The 20,375-nt window shown below is 61.6% G+C and carries 17 protein-coding genes and 1 riboswitch; of the genes, 5 read left to right on the top strand and 12 right to left on the bottom strand.

Annotated elements, in window-relative coordinates:
- Positions 1-56: 56 nt before the first annotated feature.
- The 9 genes from KJQ12_RS15995 to metA form a co-directional block, all read right to left on the bottom strand.
- Positions 57-1,496: a methyl-accepting chemotaxis protein gene (locus KJQ12_RS15995; protein ID WP_213485875.1), complete on the bottom strand. Its 1,440-nt coding sequence runs from the start codon at positions 1,494-1,496 to the stop codon at positions 57-59.
- Between the two features lie 163 nt (positions 1,497-1,659).
- Positions 1,660-2,208 (bottom strand): RNA polymerase sigma factor, encoded by a 549-nt coding sequence (locus KJQ12_RS15990; protein ID WP_213485874.1) that lies wholly within the window; start codon positions 2,206-2,208, stop codon positions 1,660-1,662.
- Positions 2,209-2,373: 165 nt separating this feature from the next.
- Complete coding sequence (locus KJQ12_RS15985) at positions 2,374-2,952, bottom strand: 3D domain-containing protein (protein WP_015255539.1); 579 nt, start codon at positions 2,950-2,952, stop codon at positions 2,374-2,376.
- Positions 2,953-3,025: 73 nt separating this feature from the next.
- Positions 3,026-4,963, bottom strand: coding sequence for a threonine--tRNA ligase (thrS, locus tag KJQ12_RS15980; protein ID WP_015255540.1), 1,938 nt, complete (start codon positions 4,961-4,963; stop codon positions 3,026-3,028).
- Positions 4,964-5,339: 376 nt separating this feature from the next.
- Entirely contained in the window at positions 5,340-6,413 is a 1,074-nt protein-coding gene (ytxC, locus tag KJQ12_RS15975; protein ID WP_015255541.1) for a putative sporulation protein YtxC, read from the bottom strand.
- Between the two features lie 132 nt (positions 6,414-6,545).
- A complete protein-coding gene (gene mqnC, locus KJQ12_RS15970; RefSeq protein ID WP_213485872.1) occupies positions 6,546-7,682 on the bottom strand; it encodes a cyclic dehypoxanthinyl futalosine synthase in 1,137 nt (378 codons plus the stop codon).
- A 518-nt stretch (positions 7,683-8,200) separates the two neighbouring features.
- Positions 8,201-9,397 carry a MalY/PatB family protein gene (locus tag KJQ12_RS15965; protein ID WP_213485867.1) on the bottom strand — a complete coding sequence of 399 codons (1,197 nt, stop codon included), beginning with the start codon at positions 9,395-9,397 and terminating at the stop codon, positions 8,201-8,203.
- Between the two features lie 5 nt (positions 9,398-9,402).
- A complete protein-coding gene (locus tag KJQ12_RS15960) occupies positions 9,403-10,563 on the bottom strand; it encodes a PLP-dependent transferase (RefSeq protein WP_280529272.1) in 1,161 nt (386 codons plus the stop codon).
- A gap of 98 nt (positions 10,564-10,661) precedes the next feature.
- On the bottom strand, positions 10,662-11,579 hold the full coding sequence (gene metA / locus KJQ12_RS15955; RefSeq protein WP_213485861.1) for a homoserine O-acetyltransferase MetA: 918 nt from the start codon (positions 11,577-11,579) through the stop codon (positions 10,662-10,664).
- Positions 11,580-11,688: 109 nt separating this feature from the next.
- Positions 11,689-11,796: riboswitch (SAM riboswitch) on the bottom strand.
- 440 nt (positions 11,797-12,236) lie between these two features.
- Here metA and corA point away from each other — a divergent pair.
- Positions 12,237-13,172, top strand: coding sequence for a magnesium/cobalt transporter CorA (gene corA, locus KJQ12_RS15950; RefSeq protein ID WP_213485858.1), 936 nt, complete (start codon positions 12,237-12,239; stop codon positions 13,170-13,172).
- A 60-nt stretch (positions 13,173-13,232) separates the two neighbouring features.
- On the opposite strand, the gene KJQ12_RS15945 is transcribed toward corA, so the two are convergent.
- On the bottom strand, positions 13,233-14,531 hold the full coding sequence (locus tag KJQ12_RS15945) for an MFS transporter (protein ID WP_015255548.1): 1,299 nt from the start codon (positions 14,529-14,531) through the stop codon (positions 13,233-13,235).
- 205 nt (positions 14,532-14,736) lie between these two features.
- Here KJQ12_RS15945 and KJQ12_RS15940 point away from each other — a divergent pair, with 205 nt between their 5' ends.
- From KJQ12_RS15940 to KJQ12_RS15925, 4 genes are all read left to right on the top strand, one after another.
- Positions 14,737-15,639: a LysR family transcriptional regulator gene (locus tag KJQ12_RS15940; RefSeq protein ID WP_015255549.1), complete on the top strand. Its 903-nt coding sequence runs from the start codon at positions 14,737-14,739 to the stop codon at positions 15,637-15,639.
- A 33-nt stretch (positions 15,640-15,672) separates the two neighbouring features.
- Positions 15,673-16,482, top strand: a complete 810-nt coding sequence (locus KJQ12_RS15935; protein WP_213485880.1) for a histidinol-phosphatase — start codon at positions 15,673-15,675, stop codon at positions 16,480-16,482.
- 288 nt (positions 16,483-16,770) lie between these two features.
- Positions 16,771-17,382 carry a C40 family peptidase gene (locus tag KJQ12_RS15930; RefSeq protein ID WP_213485853.1) on the top strand — a complete coding sequence of 204 codons (612 nt, stop codon included), beginning with the start codon at positions 16,771-16,773 and terminating at the stop codon, positions 17,380-17,382.
- Positions 17,383-17,476: 94 nt separating this feature from the next.
- A complete protein-coding gene (locus KJQ12_RS15925; RefSeq protein ID WP_015255552.1) occupies positions 17,477-17,770 on the top strand; it encodes a winged helix-turn-helix transcriptional regulator in 294 nt (97 codons plus the stop codon).
- 63 nt (positions 17,771-17,833) lie between these two features.
- On the opposite strand, the gene sdhB is transcribed toward KJQ12_RS15925, so the two are convergent.
- The gene (gene sdhB / locus KJQ12_RS15920; RefSeq protein ID WP_213485852.1) at positions 17,834-18,598 is read right to left on the bottom strand and encodes a succinate dehydrogenase iron-sulfur subunit; all 765 of its coding nucleotides are present in this window, start codon (positions 18,596-18,598) and stop codon (positions 17,834-17,836) included.
- 6 nt (positions 18,599-18,604) lie between these two features.
- Positions 18,605-20,362 (bottom strand): succinate dehydrogenase flavoprotein subunit, encoded by a 1,758-nt coding sequence (gene sdhA, locus KJQ12_RS15915; protein WP_213485851.1) that lies wholly within the window; start codon positions 20,360-20,362, stop codon positions 18,605-18,607.
- Between the last annotated feature and the right edge of the window lie 13 nt (positions 20,363-20,375).

The raw sequence follows: 20,375 nt of genomic DNA, 5'->3' as shown, positions 1-20,375 counted from the left end.
CGGCTCGGTCTGGAGACCGAGCCGCCTGCCGGACTGGGATATTCAGGTTGAAGCCTTCAGCCGCCGGCCGCCCGCGGCCGCGCCTGCCCGGCCTGTTCCAACCGGATGTCGATGCCGATGACGCCGGCCGGCTTGCCCTGGCCGTCCGAAATCGGCATCGAGATGGTCAGACAGGGACGTTTCGTGATGGCGGAAACGTAGATTTCGGAAGTGTACGTGCTGCCTTCCATCGCCCGCTTCCACCATTCCCTTCCGCGCGCGTTGAGCAGCCCGGCTTCCGGGAAGGAGAAGATGAACGAGCCGTCCGCGCGGTTCGACCAGATCGCCTCGATCTCCGGCTTCGCTTCGATGAGCGCCCTCAGCGTCGACGCATGCACCTTCTCATCCAGCGAGCGGATCGACGGCTGCGCGGCGATCGATGCCAGCCATTCGATCATCGGTTCGATCGGGAGATCGGACGCGCCGGATTCGCGGCGCAATCCGACTTCCTGGATCGCCGCGTAGAGCGCCCGCGAGTTCCGGCCGAGATCTTCCCGCACCCGATCCAGCTTCGCGATCTGCTTCCGCTGCTCGGCGGTCAGCTCCAGCGTCTCGTCGACGCTCCGCACGGTCAGCCCCATCGCGTCCGCGGCTTCCTTGAGCATCGTCGTCACCCCCGCCGTGAGCGCGGACTGCTCGGTGCTTGCCTGCGCAGCCGAAGATACGATCGGATCGAGCCGGGCGATGCGGGCATAAATATCGTCCATCCGCGCCTTGGTCTGCGTCATCTCGGAAATGCCGCGCTGCACCGCCGTTTTCTCCTCCCTGACGGACGAGACGACCTGCCGCACGCCCTCCTCGATCTCCCCGACGATGCCGCCGGACCTCCGAAGCGCTTCATGACTCTGTTCCGCCAGCTTGCGGATCTCCTGCGCCACGACGGCGAAGCCGCGCCCGTACTCGCCCGCATGCGCCGCCTCGATCGAAGCGTTAAGCGCGAGCAGCGACGTCTGCGCCGCGATTTCCTGGAGGGAGGCGTTGATCTCGCCGATGCGCGACATCTGCGTGATCAGATCGTCGATCCGCTGCTCCATCGTCCGGTTGTGGCGGCCGAGGTCGTTCATGACTTCGTCGGTGTTCACCAGCGACCGGCAGACATCGACGACGACCCGGCTCACCTCCCGGCTCTGTTCGCTCGTGCGGAGCATGTTGTCCTTGATTTCCTCCGCCCGCGCCTCGACCGTCTGAAGCGCAGCGAACGTCTCTTCGATCCGGTCCACCGCCTGCCGGCCCAGGTTGCGCAGCCGCTCCTCCTGCGCCCGGGAACGGTTGGCAATCTCCGACAATTCGAGGGCCGCCAGATTGACTTCTTCCACGGCAGCCTGCATCCGGTCGGAGATGACCAGCGATTCATGGATCAGCTGCGACACTTTTTCTTCATGTTCCGCGGACCGGAACGCCGAAGGTTTATCCGGATCGATGGCCGCCCGGTTCCACCAACGTCGGATTGGGCTCATCCGCATCCCCCCAAAACTTATGTAAGTTTTTATAACATTATATTTAAACTTTGGCGAGAAATAAATAAGGATCTGACATTAATTAGTCAGATCCTCTGTCATAAAGTTTGCACTCACGTGACAAAAATGACCTTTTTCTTATGTATGCGATTGCAAAACCGATTTAAACCGACCGGCCTTCGCTCCTCAACTCCAGGTCCGCGAGCCGCGCTTTTTTCAGTCTTTCCCGCGCCCGGTGGATTTTCGCTTTCACCGTTCCGACCGGCATCGACATGGCGTTGGCGATCTCCTGATCTTTGAGGCCGTAATAATATTTGTAGAGAAACAATGTGCGCGCCGCGGGCTCGAGCTGCCCCAGCAGCTCCGAGATTTCCATCATCAGCTCTTCCGCCCGGTCCGCCCGCTCTCCGGCAGCCCGCATGAGATCCGCATCATCCCATGTCCGGGTGCGGGCTGCTACCCGGTTCACGTTCACCGCGACATTGCGCGTGATCACCTTGGCCCAGGCGGCCAGCTTGTCCGATTCGCGAAGCGTGGCGCGCTTGGCCAGCATTTTGACCCATGCCTCCTGGACGACATCGAGCGCGTCGGACTTGTTGTACACGTTCGCGTAGGCAACGCGAATCATTTGGTTGTACAACTCCACCAGTTCCGCTTCTTTCTGCGGATCCAGAATGCCCGCCATCTGCCCGCCGTTCCCGTTCATGGACATGGCACCGCACATCCTTAGGAAATTTTTTTACAAACCCCTTACCCGCACAATACATCTTATCACGGAACAGTGGCAAATACGAGTACCGAAGGACATGATTTGTCCGCTGCCCCCGAAAAAAATCAAATCCCGCCGCCGATGGCAACGGGATATGTCACGCAGGTATCAAGTTTCGCGCTTCGCGACGGGAATCCATTGACCGGCCGCAACCGCGCGGCCGAGTTCGGCAAGCTGCGCTTCGGTCAGTTTGCCGCTTCCCCGCTTGAGCACTTCGACTTTGACGGTCCGCTTGCCCCACTCGCGGTAAACCTGGCTCGGCGTCTCGAAATAGAGGTCGATGCGATGGCCTTTGATCGCCTTGCCGGTGTCGGCGACGACGCCGTACCCGTAACCGGGAATGTACAGCAGGGTGCCGATCGGGAAAACCTTCGGGTCCGCGGCGATCGTTGAGACGATTCCGCGCCTCACCTTGACTCCGGAATACGTGATGCCGTAACCGCGCTGGCCCGGCCGCTTGCCGGTCGATTCCACTCCGGCCGTATAGCCGGTCGCCGTGACGACGACGGATTCGAACCTGCCGGCTTCCGCGTCTCCCGCCTCGGAGTCCGCGGTTCCGGCGGATGATGCCGGTGCGGAAGCTGCCGGGGCGACCGGCGCGCATACGGCGGCGATGGCCACAGCGGCGGCTGCCGCGAGCCGAAGCGCCGCAGAACGACAACGCGATAAACCAGATGCTGTCGACATCGAGTCGAATCTCCTCCTTATTCGGAGGTTGCCCCGATGCCTTCTGAATTATGCAGGCGGTTCACACGCGGTTTTACACTTTGCGGGTGCGGATTTCCTCCAGCAGCATGTCGATCGTCTCGGCGACGGACTTGGCGCCGATGTCGCCTTCGCCTCGCTTCCGCACGGAGACGGCGTCGCTGGTCGCTTCTTTCTCGCCGACGATGAGCATGTACGGAATTTTCTCGAGCTGCGCGCCGCGGATTTTATAGCCCAACTTCTCGTTGCGCAGGTCCGCTTCGGCGCGGATGCCCGCTTCCTTCAGCCGCTCGGTCGTCTTCTGCGCATAATCGTCAAATTGCTGCGAGACCGGAATGACGCGCGCCTGAATCGGAGACAGCCAGAGCGGCAGCGCCCCCGCGAAGTTTTCGAGCAGGAAAGCGGTCATCCGTTCCATCGTGCTGATGATGCCGCGGTGAATGACGACCGGGCGATGCTTCTGTCCGTCTTCGCCGATATATTCGAGCTGGAACCGTTCCGGCAGCAGGAAGTCCAGCTGCGCCGTGGACAGCGTCTCTTCGCGGCCGAGTGCCGTCTTGATCTGCACGTCCAGCTTCGGTCCGTAGAACGCCGCTTCGCCTTCCGCTTCGAAATACGGCAGCCCGAGCTCCTCGACGACCTCTTTCAGCATGCGCTGCGAGTTCTCCCACATGGCGTCGTCCGGATAATATTTCTCGGTATCCTTCGGATCCCGGTACGACAGCCGGAACCGGTATTCCGTGATGCCGAAATCTTTGTACACCTGCTGGATGAGCTGGATGACGCGGGCGAACTCTTCCTTGATCTGATCCGGCCGGCAGAAGATGTGGGCGTCGTTCAGCGTCATGGCGCGTACGCGGTGCAGGCCGGTGAGCGCGCCGGACATTTCGTAGCGGTGCATCGTGCCCAGCTCGGCGATCCGGATCGGCAGATCGCGGTAGCTGCGCATGTCGCTCTTGTACACCATCATGTGGTGCGGGCAGTTCATCGGGCGCAGCACCAGCTCTTCGTTGTCCAGCTTCATCAGCGGGAACATGTCTTCATGGTAATGGTCCCAGTGGCCGGAAATTTTGTACAGCTCGACGTTCGCGAGCACCGGCGTGTAAACGTGCAGATAGCCGAGGCGCTCTTCGAGGTCGACGATGTACCGTTCCAGCGTGCGGCGCAGCTTCGCGCCGTTCGGCAGCCAGAGCGGCAGCCCCTGGCCGACTTCCCGCGAGAACGTGAACATGCCGAGCTCGCGGCCGAGCTTGCGGTGGTCGCGCTTCTTCGCTTCTTCCAGCAGATGGAGGTATTCGTCGAGCTGCGCTTTCTTCGGGAACGCCGTGCCGTAGATGCGCTGGAGCATTTTGTTCCGGGAGTCGCCTCTCCAGTACGCCCCCGCGACGCTGAGCAGCTTGAACGACTTGATCCGCCCGGTCGACGGCAGGTGCGGCCCGCGGCACAGGTCGAAGAACTCGCCCTGGTCGTAGATCGTGATGACCGCGTCCTCCGGCAGGTCATGAATCAGCTCGAGCTTGAGCGGGTCACCCAGCTCCTCGTAGATCCTGATTGCTTCTTCGCGGCTCACGACGCGGCGCCGGATCGGCAGATCCTCGGCGACGATCTTGGCCATCTCCTTCTCGATTGCCTCCAGATCGTCGGAAGAAATCGGACGGTCCAGATCGACATCGTAATAGAAACCGTCCTCGATGACCGGCCCGATGCCGAGCTTGACGTTCTTCCCGCCGTACAGCCGCTTGAGCGCCTGCGCCATCAGGTGCGCCGTGCTGTGCCGCATGATTTCGAGGCCGTCCTGCGAATCGGGCGTGACGATCTCGAGCGTCGCGTCTTCCTCAATCGGCGCGTAGACGTCGACGAGCTTGCCGTTCACCTTGCCCGCGACGGCGTTCTTCTTCAATCCCGGGCTGATCGAGCCCGCCACTTCCTCGACGGTCGTTCCCGCGGCATACTCCCTTACCGCGCCGTCCGGAAACGTGATGCGAATCGACATGTTTGGCAACCTCCTTCGAAAAATAAAAAACACCCGTCCCGAAAGGGACGAGCGCTTGTCTGCCCGTGGTTCCACCCTTGTTCGCGGCCGCCGTGTCCCGAATGCCATGCGAATCGGGGCGGACGTCCGCCTCAAGCATCCCGTAACGGAGATGACCCGGTGCGGCATACTGGGGGCGAGGCCCGTTCAACCGCACGGCTGATGAAGGGGTATTCCCGTCTGGCTCCGGGAGGGAATTGCAGCCCGTGTTCCCTCTCTCTGTACCGTGCCGGTTGACGAGAACATGTCTTCGTCGTCGCCGTTGCACATCATTATACTCCCGGCATTCGGCACGGTCAAGCGAGAAGCGCGGAGTTTTTTCCGTCCGCGGAAGCGGTCAATTCAAAGCGGCGCCGGTCAGCGGACGGCAGGAGCGGCAGCCCGCGCAGACGGTCACCCGCTCGGCGAAAATCGCTTCGATCGTCCGCACGACCGGCAGTTCCGGATCGCGGGCGTGCAGCGTGATTTCCCGGGGGGAGATCGCGATCAGACAGCTGACGACCATGTCTTCGACGTTCAGCTCCTCATCCGTCAGTTCCAGGGTGAGTCGCCCGCCTTCTCCGGGATCCATCGGACGGAACGACTCGTCGTACAGCGCGAAGCCGCCGTCGGCCTTGAGCACCAGATTGACCGAGGACACCTTGGGCTGCTGCAGCCCGACGAATTCGTTGAGCAGCCCGATGAACTCCCGGTACTGGCGGTCCATCACGAACTCGTCGACCGCGGCTTCCGCCGCCTCGGCCAGCTCTTCCCAATACTTGTCCAGCCGGAACGTGATGTAGCCCTCCAGATGGAGCGACGGCCGCTCCTGCAGGTAAGCGAACAGTTCCGACGCAATGTGTCTTTTGCGCCTGCGACGGGCCAAGTCAGGCTCCATGCCGGAGGACTCCAGGGTGGCGTCCGCCTTGGGGACTGAGGTGCGGCCGGCCTTGACGGATGCATCCGCGTTCTCCGGGCCGGCCGGTTGTCCGTTGCGTGATTGTGCGGGGGCACTGGACAAACGGGCGGATCGGTTGATGATGGCGTCAGTCGTGAGCGGGCCGTTTTCTTTCGCCGAACCGTCTGACCGGACCGGCTGCGAGCCGAGCATCTGCATGCACAGCGCCGCGATGCGTTCCAGATCGTCATCGCCGCACGGGTAATATTTGCGGATCATGATCCGGATCAGTTCCGGTTCGACCGCGGTCAGCACATACTCGGCCATGCCTTCGGCGGCGCGGCTGTGGATGGCCATCCGTTCCTTCTCATCCGGCGCGCCGTCCGCGCAGCGGAAGACGATCAGGCCGTGCGCCGGAACGGTCTCCAGACGTCCGTCTATATGTAAATCCGCGAAGGATTCGGTCAGACAACGGGTGAGCTCGGACAGCTTGTCTTCGGATGCGGCGGATAACCTGACCTCGAAGATCTCCATGGGCCCACTCCTTTCCTTGACAACAGTATATGGCCGCCCATCGGCGGATATACGAAGAAGGGAGCGGCACGGATAGAAATTTGAGGCAAAAAAAAGCCCCGCGCGCCGGAAAACCGGGCTCGGGACAGCCGTTCAGTTCTGCATGACGAAGTCGCGGCTTACGCCTTCCGACTCGTGGTAAACTTTCAAAATTTCGTAGCGCGTGTTGCGCTGCGCCGGGATTTTGCCCGCCTGGCGGATCAGATCGAGGATGAGGGCGATGTTCACCTTGTGCGTCGTGCCGGCCGCCGAGACGACGTTCTCCTCGATCATCGTGCTGCCGAAATCGTTGCAGCCGTAGCTGAGCGTCAGCTTGCCGATCTCCGGCCCCATCGTCACCCAGGACGACTGGAAGTTCTTGATGTTGTCGAGGGCGATGCGGCTGATCGCCAGCGTCTTCAGGTACTCTTCGGGCGTCGCTTTCTCCCGCTTCAGGTTCGTGTTGTCCGGCTGGAACGTCCACGGGATGAACGCGAGGAAGCCTTCCGATTTGTAGCCGTTCCGGATGCATTCGTCCTGCGCGTCGCGGACGCGGAGAAGGTGCAGCGCCCTCTCCTCCATCGACTCGCCGAACCCGATGACCATGGTGGCCGTCGTGTTCATGCCGATCCGATGGGCCGTCTTCATCACGTCCATCCATTCGGTCCACGAACCTTTGAGCTTGCTGATCTTGAGCCTCGTCCGGTCGTCGAGAATCTCCGCGCCGCCGCCCGGCAGCGAATCAAGGCCGGCTTCATGCAGCTGGCGCACGACTTCCTCGAGCGAGAGCCCGCCCGATACCTGCTGCATCTTGCGGATTTCGGCCGGCGAGAACGAGTGCATCGTGATGCCGGGGAACCGTTTCTTGATCTCGCGCAGCAGGTCAAGGTAGTACGAGAACGGCAGATCCGGATGGGTGCCGCCTTGCATCAAAATTTCCGTCCCGCCGACATCCACCGTCTCCTGGATCTTCCGGAAAATCGTCTCGTTGGGCAGCACGTAGCCCTCCGGCGACCCCGGCGCACGGTAGAACGCACAGAACCGGCAGTAGGTGTCGCAGATGTTCGAATAGTTGATGTTCCGGCCGATGACGAATGTCGTGATCGGTTCCGGATGGAATCGCTTCATGATCGTGTCCGCCGCGGCGCCCATCTTCTCGATCTCGTCGCTCTCGAACAGCGTCACGATCTCCTCGAGGCCGAGTCTTCCGCCATTCAGCGCTTTGTCCAGTATGCGGTCCACTTGGCTCATTTCCCGGACCCTCCTCATCCCAGGCCGGCCGATCCGGCCGCGCATGTACGTTGTCCCTATCATCGTAACACAAACGGGTCTGTCACGTCGACTGACAGACCCGTTGCAAAGATTCGGTGCGGCTCTATCTGGTGCAATAATGCACCAGATTTCCCCTCGGATTTGCCGAACCGTCGAATATGGTGCGCAAATGCACCAGAATCAGCCCGGCCGGCATCAGCAAGGCAAGATTTGGTGCAGATTTGCACCTTATTGGCCGTTGGCTGCGTAATCTGCCCGAATAGGGTGCACAAATGCACCCCATGGGCTGCGGCTTGCCCCGTAGGCCGGCGCCTTGTCCGCGGGCCTGCGGCATGCCCCGCGCAGGCCGACCGCGTCACGCGGGCGGGCGGCGTGCCGCCGCGCCTACCGCGCGTCCGGCCATTGCCGCGCCTTCCCATGCGTCAGCCGGCACCGCGCTTTGCCGCGCGCAGCCTTCAGCGCGTCAGCTGCGCCCCGGCCGGCGCCCGACACGCCGCTTACCGCGCGTCCAACCGGCGCCGAGCCGCCGCGGCGAACCGCTCGAGCGCCTCGAGCAGCACCGCGCGCGGGCAGCCGAAGTTGATCCGCAGCCAGCCCGCTCCCTGCTTGCCGAACACCGATCCTTCGCTGAACGCGACACGCGCTTCTCTGTACATCAGTTTCTTCAGTTCGGCGGGATCGTCCGAGATTGCGCGGCAGTCGACCCATGCCAGGTAGGTCGCCTCCGGCGTCATGACCTGAAGCTCCGGCAGCCGGTCCTCAAAGAACGCGACGAGCGCATCCCGGTTCTCCCGCAGATAGACGAGCAGCTGCTCCAGCCACGGCTCGCCGTACCGGTAGCTCGTCTCCATGCCGGTCACGCCGAAGTAGCTGTCCATGTGAATCGACAATCCGAGGCGGGCGGTCCGCAGAAACGCCCGGCGCAGCTCGGCGCCCGGCACGATCGCCGCCGCCGCCTGCAGCCCGGCAAGGTTGAACGTCTTGCTCGGCGCGATACAGGTGATGGAACGCTCCGCGTATTCCGGACCGAGGCTGGCGAACGGCACATGCTTGTGCGGCGCGAAGACGAGATCGTGATGGATCTCGTCGGACACGACGATGATGCCATGCTTCAGGCAGATATCGCCGATCCGCTTCAGCTCGTCCGCCGTCCAGACCCGGCCGCCGGGGTTGTGCGGGCTGCAGAGCAGCATCAGTTTCGCGCTCTTCGCCTGCTCCTCGAGCAAATCGAAGTCGATCCGGTAGACACCGTCCTCGATGCGCAGCGGATTGTCCACGATGGTCCGGCCGTTGGCGCGGATGACATCGTAGAACGGATAATAGACCGGCGACTGCAGGATGACGCCGTCGCCCGGCTCCGTGAACGCGTGAATCGCCGCGGCGAGCGCCGGCACGACGCCGGGCGAGGACACGAGCCATTCGCGCTCGATCGCCCAGCCGTGCCGGCGCTCGAGCCAGCCGGTGACCGCTTCGTAATACCCTTCGGTTCGGATCGTGTAGCCGTAGACGCCGCGCTTCGCCCGCTCGACAATCGCTTCGACGACTTCCCGCGGCGCCTCGAAGTCCATGTCCGCGACGAACAGCGGCAGCACATCCTCGCCGCCGAACAGCGTTTCGAGCTGGTCCCATTTCAGCGACGACGTGCCGCGCCTGTCGATGATCCGATCAAAATCATACCGGTGTCCGTTTGTCATATGCGTTATACCTCCGTCTCTCTTGCTGCCTGCTCCAATGCCTGTCCGAGGTCTTCGATCAGATCATCGCAATGCTCGATGCCGACCGACAGCCTGAGCAGCCGGTCGTCCACGCCGACCGCGCGCCGGATTTCCTCCGGAATGTCCGCGTGCGTCTGGACGGCCGGATACGTCATGAGCGATTCGACGCCGCCGAGGCTCTCCGCAAACGCGATCAACTTCACATGGCGCAGCACCGGCTCGACGAGGCGGACATCTTTGAGCTTGAACGAGAAAATGCCCGTATTCCCCGACGATTGCCGCTTCTGGATCTCATGTCCCGGATGGTGCGGCAACGCCGGATAATACACATCCGTCACAAGCGGATGCTCCAGCAGAAATTCGGCGATGCGGCTCGCATTCGCCTGATGGCGCTCCATCCGCAGCGCGAGCGTCTTCATGCCGCGCATGAGCAGCCAGGAATCCTGCGGACCGAGCACCGCGCCGATCGAGTTGTGCAGGAAAGCCATCCGCTCGGACAGCTCCTTGCCCTTCGTCACGATCAGTCCGGCAAGCACGTCGTTATGGCCGGCCAAATATTTCGTCGCACTGTGGATCACGATGTCCGCGCCGAGCTCCAGCGGCCGCTGGAAGAACGGCGTCAGCAGCGTGTTGTCGACGATGACGAGTAGCCCGCGGGATTTCGCCCACTCGCTGACCCGCGCCAGATCGGTGATCATCATGAGCGGATTCGTCGGCGTCTCGACCAGCACCGCCTTCGTGCTGCCCGGTCTCAGGTTCGCCTCGAGCGCTTCGATGTTGTTCGTATCAAGGTACGACGCCGTCACGCCGAAGCGGGACATGACCTGTTCAATGAGCCGGTACGTGCCGCCGTACAGGTCCAGCGACACCAGCAGGTGGTCGCCTTGCGAGAACAGCGCGAAGATCGTCTGCAGCGCCGCCATCCCCGAGCTGCAGGCGAACCCGGCGTCGCCGGATTCCAGCTCGGCCGCCGCTTCCTCGAGCACCTTGCGGGTCGGGCTTTTCGTCCGGGCATAGTCGAATCCGGTACTTTGGCCGAGCTTGGGATGGCGGAAGGCGGTGGCTTGATAGATCGGATAGCTGACCGCCCCGGTGACGGGCTCCTTGACCGAGCCGATTTGCGCCAAACGGCTTTCAATTCTCATCATTCAGAGCTCCTTAATCATGTATTGATTGAAAAAGTCGCCGCACGACTCCAGGGCGTGCCGGAGTCGAGACGGCGTTCTGCGATCGACACGGATGACTAGATGCCCGCTCCCAGCTCGTACGGGGTCTGCTGGTAAACGTAGTAATTCAGCCAGTTCGAGAACAGCAGGTTCGCATGCGCGCGCCACGAAGAGAGCGGCATGCGGGTCGGGTCGTCGTTCGGAAAGTAGTTCTTCGGCACGTTGATCCGGAGGCCCTTCGCTTTGTCGCGTTCATACTCGAACTTGAGCGTCAGCGGATCGTATTCGGAATGCCCGGTCACGAAGATCTGCCGGCCGTCCTTGGAAGCGACGATGTAGACGCCGGATTCCTCCGAGCTCGACAGAATTTCAAGATCGCCGACCTTCTCGATGTCCTCCTGCCGCACCTCCGTATGGCGGGACTGCGGAACGTAGAACAATTCGTCGAACCCGCGCAGCAGCGGGACGTTCCGCTTCGTCACCGTGTGCGGGAAGACGCCGAACACTTTCTCGGGCAGCAGATACTTCGGAATGCCGTAATGGTGGTACAGCCCCGCCTGGGCGCCCCAGCAGATGTGGAACGTCGAAGTGACGTGGCGGCGCGACCAGGTCATGATCGCCTTCAATTCTTCCCAATAATCGACTTCTTCGAACGGCAGATGCTCGACCGGCGCGCCGGTGATGATCATGCCGTCGTAGTACTGGGTCGAAATCTCGTCGAACGTCTTGTAGAATGTCGCCAGATGCTCGGCCGACGTGTTCTTGGACACGTGCGTCTTCGGATGAAGCAGCACCACCTCGACCTGCAGCGGCGTATTGCCGATCAGGCGGAGCAGCTGCGTCTCCGTCGTCTCCTTCGTCGGCATCAGGTTCAGGATGGCGATGCGGAGCGGACGAATGTCCTGATGGAACGCGACAGTCTCGTCCATGAAAAAGATATTCTCTTCGGCCAGAATCTCCTTGGCCGGGAGATTGTCAGGCACCTTGATCGGCATTGCAGGTCACTCCTTCTCGGTTCGACCACTGTCGCGGAGCGCATCTTGGCGGCAAACTTAAGGCCCTTTCCCGATCGAGAAAGGGCCGAATGTCTAAAGTCACCCGCCTTCCTCATCTCTCGGAAAACATAACATTTTCCGCAAGAATTAGCACCGTGCTGTAACGCCGGTTGCCGGGCTTCATCGGGCCAGTCCCTCCGCCTGCTCTTGATAAGAAAGTGGTCTATTCGGTTGTGTCTGAAATTGATTATCTATACTTTAGCGTATTCCGCTTGCGGCGTCAAGAAATCCGGCGCTGCGCCCGCCGCGCCGGGCTTCGAAGCGCGGACAAGCCCATTTTCCCTTCTGACCCGCCCGGGTCCGAGATTTCCGCTTGTATCGGAGGCTTGGCCGGGAGTATACTAGACAAGGATTGACACCCCGGACGAATGCTGTCCGGCGGCAGATCGCGCAAAGGAGGCGGAATCGGCAGAATGGGCAGTGAAGGACCGGATATATGTCACATGAAGCATATCGGTTACGCCGCCGGATCCGAATCCGCGGCGCGGAACGTCCGTCCGGACGCGTCGGTCGCGGATTGACGTTTCATCCGCGCGCTTCCGGCGGCAACCGGCGTTCCCCTGGACGCCGGCAACCTGCGGAAAAGGAGCGAGCGGAATGAAAACGAGACTGGTGCGCAAAGGCGTCTTCACGCTGATCGAAGACGTCCGCGAAGCGGTGACGCCGCCTAGCGATGGATTCTACTGGATCGACGCAGACGTCGACGAACTGGCATCGCTGCAGCCGCTGTTCGGGCTGCACGATCTCGAGGTGGAGGACTGCCTCAGCGAAGAGGAGCAGCGGCCGAAGCTGGAAGTGCATGAAGGGCATTATTTTATTGTCATCAACAGCATCCGTTTCGACGATGAGGAAATTTTCCTGCGGGCGCTGAACATTTTTCTCGGCCGGCATTACATCATTACGGTCACGCGGCAGAAGATCAACGAGCTGCGGTCGGTGAAGCCGATTTTACTGCAGGAGCAGGTCGATCAGCCGGACGTCTTCCTCTATCATCTGATCGACCGGGTCGTGGACAACTACTTCCTCGTCGGCGACCGGATCGAGACGCGGATCGACCAGTTGGAAGAAGACATCCTGATGCATACGAAGAAGAGCCATCTCGAGGAGATCATCAACCTGCGAAGCGAAATCTTGTGGCTGCGCAAGGCGCTCGGCCCGCAGAAGGAGCTGCTGCACGCGCTCAACAAGCGGGATCTGAAGCTGATCGACAATCAGCTGCAGCACTACTTCGGGGACATCCACGAGAACGCCGTCAAAATCGCGGAAGCGTTCGACACCTACCGCGACCTGATCGGCAACTTGCGCGAAGCGTACCAATCGAGCCTGGCCGGAAGGGCGAACGAGATCATGCGCGTCTTCACGGCGCTGACGACGATCTTCATGCCGCTGACGTTCATTACGGGCATCTACGGGATGAACGTCGACAACCTGCCGGGAGCGCACTACCGATGGGCGGCCTACGGGCTGCTCGGCCTGATGCTCGTCGTCGGCATCGGCATGTTCTATCTGTTCCGGAGGAAGAATTGGCTTTAAACGTCGAAAGGGCTTGCGCGGACGAGCGATTCGTCCCGCAAGCCCTTCGTTCATGGCCGCTCAAGCCATGGTTGCGGCGCCGCCCGCGTCCCCGCTCTCGCCGGCGAGCGCTTCTTCCCGCCCCTTGTTCAGATTGACCAGCATCAGCAGCAGGATCCCGATGACGAAGAAGGCGAGCACGGCCAGAATGCCGAGCCTGACCGAACCCGTCAGCGCGCCCACGAGCCCGAACAGGAACGGGCCGGCGCTGGCCGAGAACTTGCTCGACAGCGCCAGGAAGCCGAAGAATTCGGCTCTCCTGGGCGGCGGGGTCAGATTCGCGTAGATCGAGCGCGCGACCGCCTGGCTGCCGCCCTGCACGAGTCCGACCATGATCGCAAGCGCGTAGAAATGGAACCCCGTCGTCATGAAGAAGCCCAGCATCACGATCAGCACATAGATGACGAGCGACAGGTACAGCGCTTTCTTGGAACCGAGCCGCACGGCCAGACGCCCGAACAGAATCGTGGCCGGATAACCGACAAATTGCGTGATGAGAAGCGCCAGAATCAGATCGGTCTGCTCAATGCCGATCGTCGCCCCGTAGATGGTCGCCATGACGATGATCGTATTGATCCCGTCGTTGAAGAACCAGTAGGCCAGCATGTATTTCGCCAGCTCCGGGTACTGCCGGATGCGGCGCAGCGTCGCCAGATTGCGCGCGAAGCCGGTGCGGATGACGGCGAAGAGCGGCACCGAGCGGTTGGCAGGCCGGTCCTTCACCGATCGAAACAGCGGCAGCGCGAAGACGATCCACCAGACGCCGACGGTGACGAAGACGGTCTGGGTGGCCGTCGTCTTGTCCGGAAAACCGAACGTCTCCCAGCCTTCGATCATCGCGATGTTGAGCGCCAGCAGCAAGCCGCCGCCCATATATCCGAACGCGTATCCCCGGGCGCTGACGACGTCGCGCTCCCGCTCGGGGACGAGATCGGGCAGCAGCGCGTCATAGAACGTGTTCCCGCCCGAGAAGCCGATCGTGCCGAGAATGACGAGCAGCGACGCGAGCAGCCAGTCGCCTTCCCCGATGAAGAAGGACGCCAGGCAGGACAAGGCGCCGACGAAAGTGAAGACGGACAGGAACCGCACTTTCGATCCGCGGAAGTCCGCGATCGCGCCGAGGACGGGCGACAGCAGCGCGACGCACAGCATGGCGATCGTCTGCGTATAGCCCCAGTAGGAAGCGGCCGCCCCTTCCGCCAGGCCGGCGCCGGCCACGCTCTCGTAGAAGACCGGCATGACAGCCGCCATCATGGTGGTGGCGAAAGCGGAATTGGCCCAGTCATAGGTCACCCAGGCCCGGACTTGTCGTTGGTTCATGAAATCCCCTTTCCGCGGCCGGCAGGCAAGCGAGAGGCCGCTGACTTCGTCTGTACTTCGACGCCGCGGCCTTCAATCCTGCCGCGCGCCCGCAGATTCGTTCGCGAAATCTGCCGTCCGGCAGAAATTGCCCCCGGAAAGACGATCCCCTATAATAAAATGGTGAGCATCGTTACATTTTTGTGCGCGAAGGGGGGAACTGCACATGAACATCAGCCAGTTGGAGACCCTGCTCACGATCTCCAAGACGATGAGTTTCCGCAAGGCGGGTGAACTGCTCAATCTGACGCAGCCGGCCGTATCGGCCCAGATCAAGAGCCTGGAAGATGAATTCAAGACCGTCCTGATCGACCGGAATCAGCCGGTTACGCTGACCGACCAGGGGCGGGTGTTCCTGGAGCACGCCGAACGGATACTCGCGATCGTCGAAGAGCTGAAGCAGCGGCTGGCCGACCTCAGCGAGACGCCGCAGGGCAACATCGTGCTCGGCACCACCTCGTCCATCGCGATGCAGATTCTTCCCCGCGTCCTGTCCTATTTCCAGAACCAGTTCCCGCGCATCAAGACCACGATCTACTCCATGCCGTCTGCACAAGTGATGGCGAACGTCGAGAACGGCACCATCGACATCGGCATCACGTATCTGGCCGAACGGAACCCGAACCTGGTGACTTCGGTGCTGTATTACGACACCTTCGAACTCGTCGTCTCGCCGGGCCATCCCCTTGCGGACGTGAAGTACACGACTGTGGACAAGCTGAAGGACGTGCCGTTCGTCATGCTGACGCCGGACACCCTCATCCGCCGGTTCGTCGACCAGATGTTCCGCAAGTACAATATCGAGCCGCGCATCGTCATGGAGCTGTCCTCCAGCGAGGAAGTGAAGCGGATGGCTGAAATCAACATGGGGGCGGCGATCGTGTCGAAGCTGTCCGTCACGGAAGAGCTGCGGCGCGGCACGCTCCGCCTGATCAAGGTCAGCGAGCTCGAGACGACCCATCCGGTCGGCGTCGTGTACAAGGCGGGCCGATATCTGAGTTCGGCCATGAAGCAATTCCTGAGCGACCTTAAAGGCATGCCGGAAGACCAATTCATCAGCAGCGAATGATTGCCGCTGATTCGCGAAGGAGGAGACATGAGCGTGCGATTCGACCTGCACACGCATCACAGCCGCTGCGGCCACGCGGAAGGCGACATTGAAGACTACATCCGGGCGGCCCTCGAGGCCGGCATGGACGTCATCGGCATTTCCGACCATTCGCCGTACTTCGCCCATGCGGAAGATCACCCGAACCCCCGCGTCGCGATGCCCCGCAGCGAGTTTGCCGCATACGTCGAAGAAGTGCTGCGCCTGAAGGAGAAATATCGGGGCAGGATCGAAGTGCTGCTCGGCGTCGAATCCGATTTCTTCCCCGAATACGCGGACATTTACCGCAAAGCCTATGAGCCTTATCCGTTCGACTACATCATCGGCTCCGTCCACTTTACGCGCGGCGTCAGCATTTTCAACAAGAACCGGTGGAAAGGGCTGTCCATGGAACGGAAAATCGAGGAGAAGGTCCACTATTACGAAATGATCGCTCTGTCCGCGGAGTCCGGCATGTTCCAGATCCTCGGCCACATCGACGCGATGAAGGGCAACTATCCGGATTTCTCCGACATTCCGGCGGCTGAAGCGATCGACGACGCGCTGAAGACGATCGCAAAATGCGGCGTCGCCATCGAAGTGAACACGTCGGGCGGCACGAAGCTGTGCGGCGGCTGGTATCCGTCGGACGACATTCTCGAACGCGCCTGCCATTTCGGCGTCGACGTCACGTTCGGCTCCGACTCGCATCGCCCCGGGCGGATCGCCGAAGACTGGGATCGGGTCCGCACCCGGCTGAAGGAGATCGGCTTCAAGGAATGGGTCTTCTTCCGCCGCAAAGAACGCATCGCCGTGCCGCTTTGAGGAGGTTCAAGCACAAAAAAAGGAGACCTGCCGCGTTCGGCCGGTCCCAATCAGGGTATATTGAAAAGGGGGTCTTGCCATTATCATAACCCCCGAATGTAAAAGGTCCGTGACAGGATCATTTCAATTTTGTAACAAAACAGTAAGATTTACTTCCGACCCTGCCCATCCGACCGAAGTCCGGTTTGGCGACCGTACCGCGGTCCAGTCCGAATCCGTACCCGGGGCCGTTCCTCCGCCGTCCATGTTCCGTCTAAAATGGGAAAAAAACGGACGCGGTGATGAGAGATGCCCCATGTATATGTCATTCTTACGGATACCGGAACCCTTTTTTCCCGCTCCATTCGATGCTGGACCGGAAAACCCCTCAATCACGCATCGCTGGCGCTCGATCCGGATCTGGACGAGGTGTACAGTTTCGGACGGCTGCATCCGAACAATCCGCTGCGGGCAGGATTCGTCCGCGAGCAGGTGTGGGGCAGCCTGATCCGCGAGGCGAGCCGCTACACGCCCTGCGCCATCTATCGCTGCCGGCTCGGCCGCACCTCTTATGCCAAGCTGCTGTCCGAGCTCGACCGGTTTCGCCGCGAATCTTCGCGCTACGGCTACAACCTGGCCGGATTGTTTGCGGTCGCCGCCGGTGTCGAATGGTGCCGGCCGGACAAGTTCTTCTGCTCGCAGTTCGTCGCGCATCTGTTCGCCTCGGCGGGCGCGCCGCTTACACGCAAGCCGCCGGCGCTGACGCAGCCGTGCGATCTCGAATCGTCGCCGCGGCTCGAGCTGGTGTACCGCGGCGATCTGCGCGAATATTGCACGCATTGGAGCAGAATTGCCGCCTCGGGCTCCGTCGTCCACACGGCGCCCCTTCCCTTCGCGGTCCGCGCCACGAAGCTCTCCTGATCGCGGCGTTTGCGCCGGATTCCCTTACTTTTTGCAATCTGTCGTGGTACAATAAAGATTGCAAAGCGGGGTGAATCCGGTGGATTACTCACGGATGTGTCCGAGATACGAGTCGGCGGCGGAGATTCTGGGCAAGAAATGGACCAGCCTCATTATCTACGTGCTGCTCGGCGGACCGAAACGTTTCAAGGAAATCAAGGAACTCATACCGGATATGAGCGACAAAATGCTGACGGACCGCATGAAGGAGCTCGAGGCGCAGGACATTGTGAAGCGCAATGTCTATCCCGAGATGCCCGTGCGGATTGAATACGAGCTGACACCCAAAGGCAAGGCGCTGGAACCGGTCATCCAATCGATCCAGCGTTGGAGCGACGAGTGGATGTAACCGGACCAACGAAGAACGCCCGGAAGATTTCCGGGCGTTCTTCGTTGTATGCGGACGCTTGGGTCAAGCGTTCAGCCACTTCTTGAACATATGTTTCGTCACGTCGCGGTTGACCGCCGCGATCGACGTCGTGAGCGGAATGCCCTTCGGGCAGACGCGGACGCAGTTCTGCGAGTTGCCGCAGCCTTCGATGCCGCCGTCTTCCATGAGCGCTTCCAGCCGCTCTTCCTTGTTCATCTCGCCCGTCGGATGGGCGTTGAACAGGCGCACTTGCGAGATCGGCGCCGGACCGATGAAGCTCGAACGTTCGTTGACGTTCGGGCACGCCTCGAGGCAGACGCCGCACGTCATGCATCGCGACAGCTCGTAGGCCCATTGGCGCTTCGATTCCGCCATGCGCGGGCCGGGACCGAGGTCGTACGTGCCGTCGATCGGGATCCACGCCTTGACGCGCTTCAGCGCGTTGAACATCCGCTCGCGGTTGATGACAAGGTCGCGCACGACCGGGAAAGTGCGCATCGGCTCCAGCCGGATCGGCTGCTCCAGCTTGTCGACCAGCGCGGTGCACGCCTGGCGCGGCTTGCCGTTGATCACCATCGAGCAGGCGCCGCACACTTCCTCCAGGCAGTTCGACTCCCAGACGACCGGCGTCGTCTGCTTGCCTTCGGCGTTGACCGGATTGCGCTGGATTTCCATCAGCGCGCTGATCACGTTCATGTTCGGCCGGTACGGAATGTCGAACGTCTCCGTGTACGGCTTCGAATCCGGGCTGTCCTGCCGCGTGATGATGAATCTGACCGTCTTCTGTACCGTCATCGTTTCCGCCATCGTCCGTCACGCCCCCTTCTTCTTGTCGGTGGTGTAGTCGCGTTTCCGAGGCGGAATGAGCGACGCGTCGACGTCCTCGTAGGTGATTTCCGGACCGTCCGGCGTCCATTTCGCCTTGGTCGTCTTCATGAACTTCTCGTCATCCCGTTCGGGGAACTCCGGCTTGTAGTGCGCGCCGCGGCTTTCGTCGCGGAGCAGCGCGCCGACCGTCATCGCCTCGGCCAGCTCGAACATGTTCCACAGCTGGCGGGTGAAGGCGACGCCGGCGTTGTTCCAGCGCGACGTGTCGTTGATGTTGATGCGCTTGTAGCGCTCCTTCAGTTCCTTGATCTTGCCTATCGTCTCGCGCAGCTTGTCGTTGTAGCGGACGACCGTCATGTTGTTCGTCATCCACTCGCCGAGTTCCTTGTGCAGCTGGTAGGCGTTCTCGGTGCCGTCCAGCTTCAGGATCGACTCGTACTTGTCCTGATGCTTCTTCAGCTCGCGGTCGAAGAGGCTCGACGGGAGATCCTCCGCCGTCTTCTCCAGCCCGCGGATGTACTCGACCGCTTTCGGTCCGGCCACCATGCCGCCGAAGATCGCCGACAGCAGCGAGTTCGCGCCGAGCCGGTTCGCGCCGTGGTATTGATAGTCGCATTCACCGGCCGCGAACAGGCCGGGGATGTTCGTCATGTGGTTGTAGTCGATCCACAGCCCGCCCATCGAGTAGTGGACGGCCGGGAAAATCTTCATCGGAATTTTGCGCGGGTCGTCGCCCATGAACTTCTCGTAGATCTCGATGATGCCGCCGAGCTTGACGTCAAGCTCCTTCGGATCCTTGTGCGACAGGTCGAGGTACACCATGTTCTCGCCGTTGATGCCGAGCTTCAGGTCGACGCACACGTGGAAAATCTCGCGCGTCGCGATGTCCCGCGGCACGAGGTTGCCGTAAGCCGGATATTTCTCCTCGAGGAAATACCACGGCTTGCCGTCCTTGTACGTCCAGATCCGTCCGCCTTCGCCGCGCGCCGACTCGGACATCAGCCGCAGCTTGTCGTCGCCCGGGATCGCCGTCGGGTGGATCTGGATGAACTCGCCGTTCGCGTAGTAGACGCCTTGCTGATAGACGGCGCTCGCCGCCGTGCCGGTGTTGATGACCGAGTTCGTCGACTTGCCGAAGATGATCCCCGGGCCGCCCGTCGCCAGGATGACGGCGTCCGAACGGAAAATGTGGATCTCCATCGAGCGCAGATCCTGCGCCGCGATGCCGCGGCAGATATTCTCGTCATCCAGTACCGCGCCGAGGAACTCCCAGTGCTCGTGCTTCGTCACGAGGCCGGCCACTTCCCAGCGGCGCACCTGTTCGTCCAGCGCGTACAGCAGCTGCTGGCCGGTCGTCGCGCCCGCGTAAGCCGTCCGGTGGTGCTTCGTGCCGCCGAACCGGCGGAAGTCCAGCAGCCCTTCCGGCGTCCGGTTGAACATGACGCCCATCCGGTCCATCAGGTGGATGATGCCCGGCGCCGCTTCGCACATGGCCTTGACCGGCGGCTGGTTCGCCAGAAAGTCGCCGCCGTAGATCGTATCGTCGAAGTGTTCCCAGGGCGAGTCGCCTTCGCCCTTCGTGTTGACCGCGCCGTTGATGCCGCCCTGCGCGCACACGGAGTGGGAACGTTTGACCGGTACAAGCGAGAAGAGGTCGACGTGCACTCCCGCTTCGGCCGCCTTGATGGTCGCCATCAGACCGGCGAGCCCGCCGCCGACGACGATGATTTTATTCTTGGCCATAATTCGATCGCTC

The sequence above is a fragment of the Thermobacillus xylanilyticus genome (genome assembly GCF_907165215.1).
In the GTDB taxonomy this organism is placed as follows: Bacteria; Bacillota; Bacilli; order Paenibacillales; family Paenibacillaceae; genus Thermobacillus; species Thermobacillus xylanilyticus.
Note: the sequence above shows the minus strand (reverse complement) of the source record. Positions and strands in the feature narration are given on the sequence as shown.

Excerpts from the sequence above, each read along its gene's own strand:
- KJQ12_RS15995 (WP_213485875.1), bottom strand. The coding sequence starts at position 1,496 with ATGAGCCCAATCCGACGTTGGTGGAACCGGGCGGCCATCGATCCGGAT.
- KJQ12_RS15990 (WP_213485874.1), bottom strand. The coding sequence starts at position 2,208 with ATGTCCATGAACGGGAACGGCGGGCAGATGGCGGGCATTCTGGATCCG.
- KJQ12_RS15985 (WP_015255539.1), bottom strand. The coding sequence starts at position 2,952 with ATGTCGACAGCATCTGGTTTATCGCGTTGTCGTTCTGCGGCGCTTCGG.
- thrS (WP_015255540.1), bottom strand. The coding sequence starts at position 4,963 with ATGTCGATTCGCATCACGTTTCCGGACGGCGCGGTAAGGGAGTATGCC.
- ytxC (WP_015255541.1), bottom strand. The coding sequence starts at position 6,413 with ATGGAGATCTTCGAGGTCAGGTTATCCGCCGCATCCGAAGACAAGCTG.
- mqnC (WP_213485872.1), bottom strand. The coding sequence starts at position 7,682 with ATGAGCCAAGTGGACCGCATACTGGACAAAGCGCTGAATGGCGGAAGA.
- KJQ12_RS15965 (WP_213485867.1), bottom strand. The coding sequence starts at position 9,397 with ATGACAAACGGACACCGGTATGATTTTGATCGGATCATCGACAGGCGC.
- KJQ12_RS15960 (WP_280529272.1), bottom strand. The coding sequence starts at position 10,563 with ATGAGAATTGAAAGCCGTTTGGCGCAAATCGGCTCGGTCAAGGAGCCC.
- metA (WP_213485861.1), bottom strand. The coding sequence starts at position 11,579 with ATGCCGATCAAGGTGCCTGACAATCTCCCGGCCAAGGAGATTCTGGCC.
- corA (WP_213485858.1), top strand. The coding sequence starts at position 12,237 with ATGAAAACGAGACTGGTGCGCAAAGGCGTCTTCACGCTGATCGAAGAC.
- KJQ12_RS15945 (WP_015255548.1), bottom strand. The coding sequence starts at position 14,531 with ATGAACCAACGACAAGTCCGGGCCTGGGTGACCTATGACTGGGCCAAT.
- KJQ12_RS15940 (WP_015255549.1), top strand. The coding sequence starts at position 14,737 with ATGAACATCAGCCAGTTGGAGACCCTGCTCACGATCTCCAAGACGATG.
- KJQ12_RS15930 (WP_213485853.1), top strand. The coding sequence starts at position 16,771 with ATGCCCCATGTATATGTCATTCTTACGGATACCGGAACCCTTTTTTCC.
- KJQ12_RS15925 (WP_015255552.1), top strand. The coding sequence starts at position 17,477 with ATGTGTCCGAGATACGAGTCGGCGGCGGAGATTCTGGGCAAGAAATGG.
- sdhB (WP_213485852.1), bottom strand. The coding sequence starts at position 18,598 with ATGGCGGAAACGATGACGGTACAGAAGACGGTCAGATTCATCATCACG.
- sdhA (WP_213485851.1), bottom strand. The coding sequence starts at position 20,362 with ATGGCCAAGAATAAAATCATCGTCGTCGGCGGCGGGCTCGCCGGTCTG.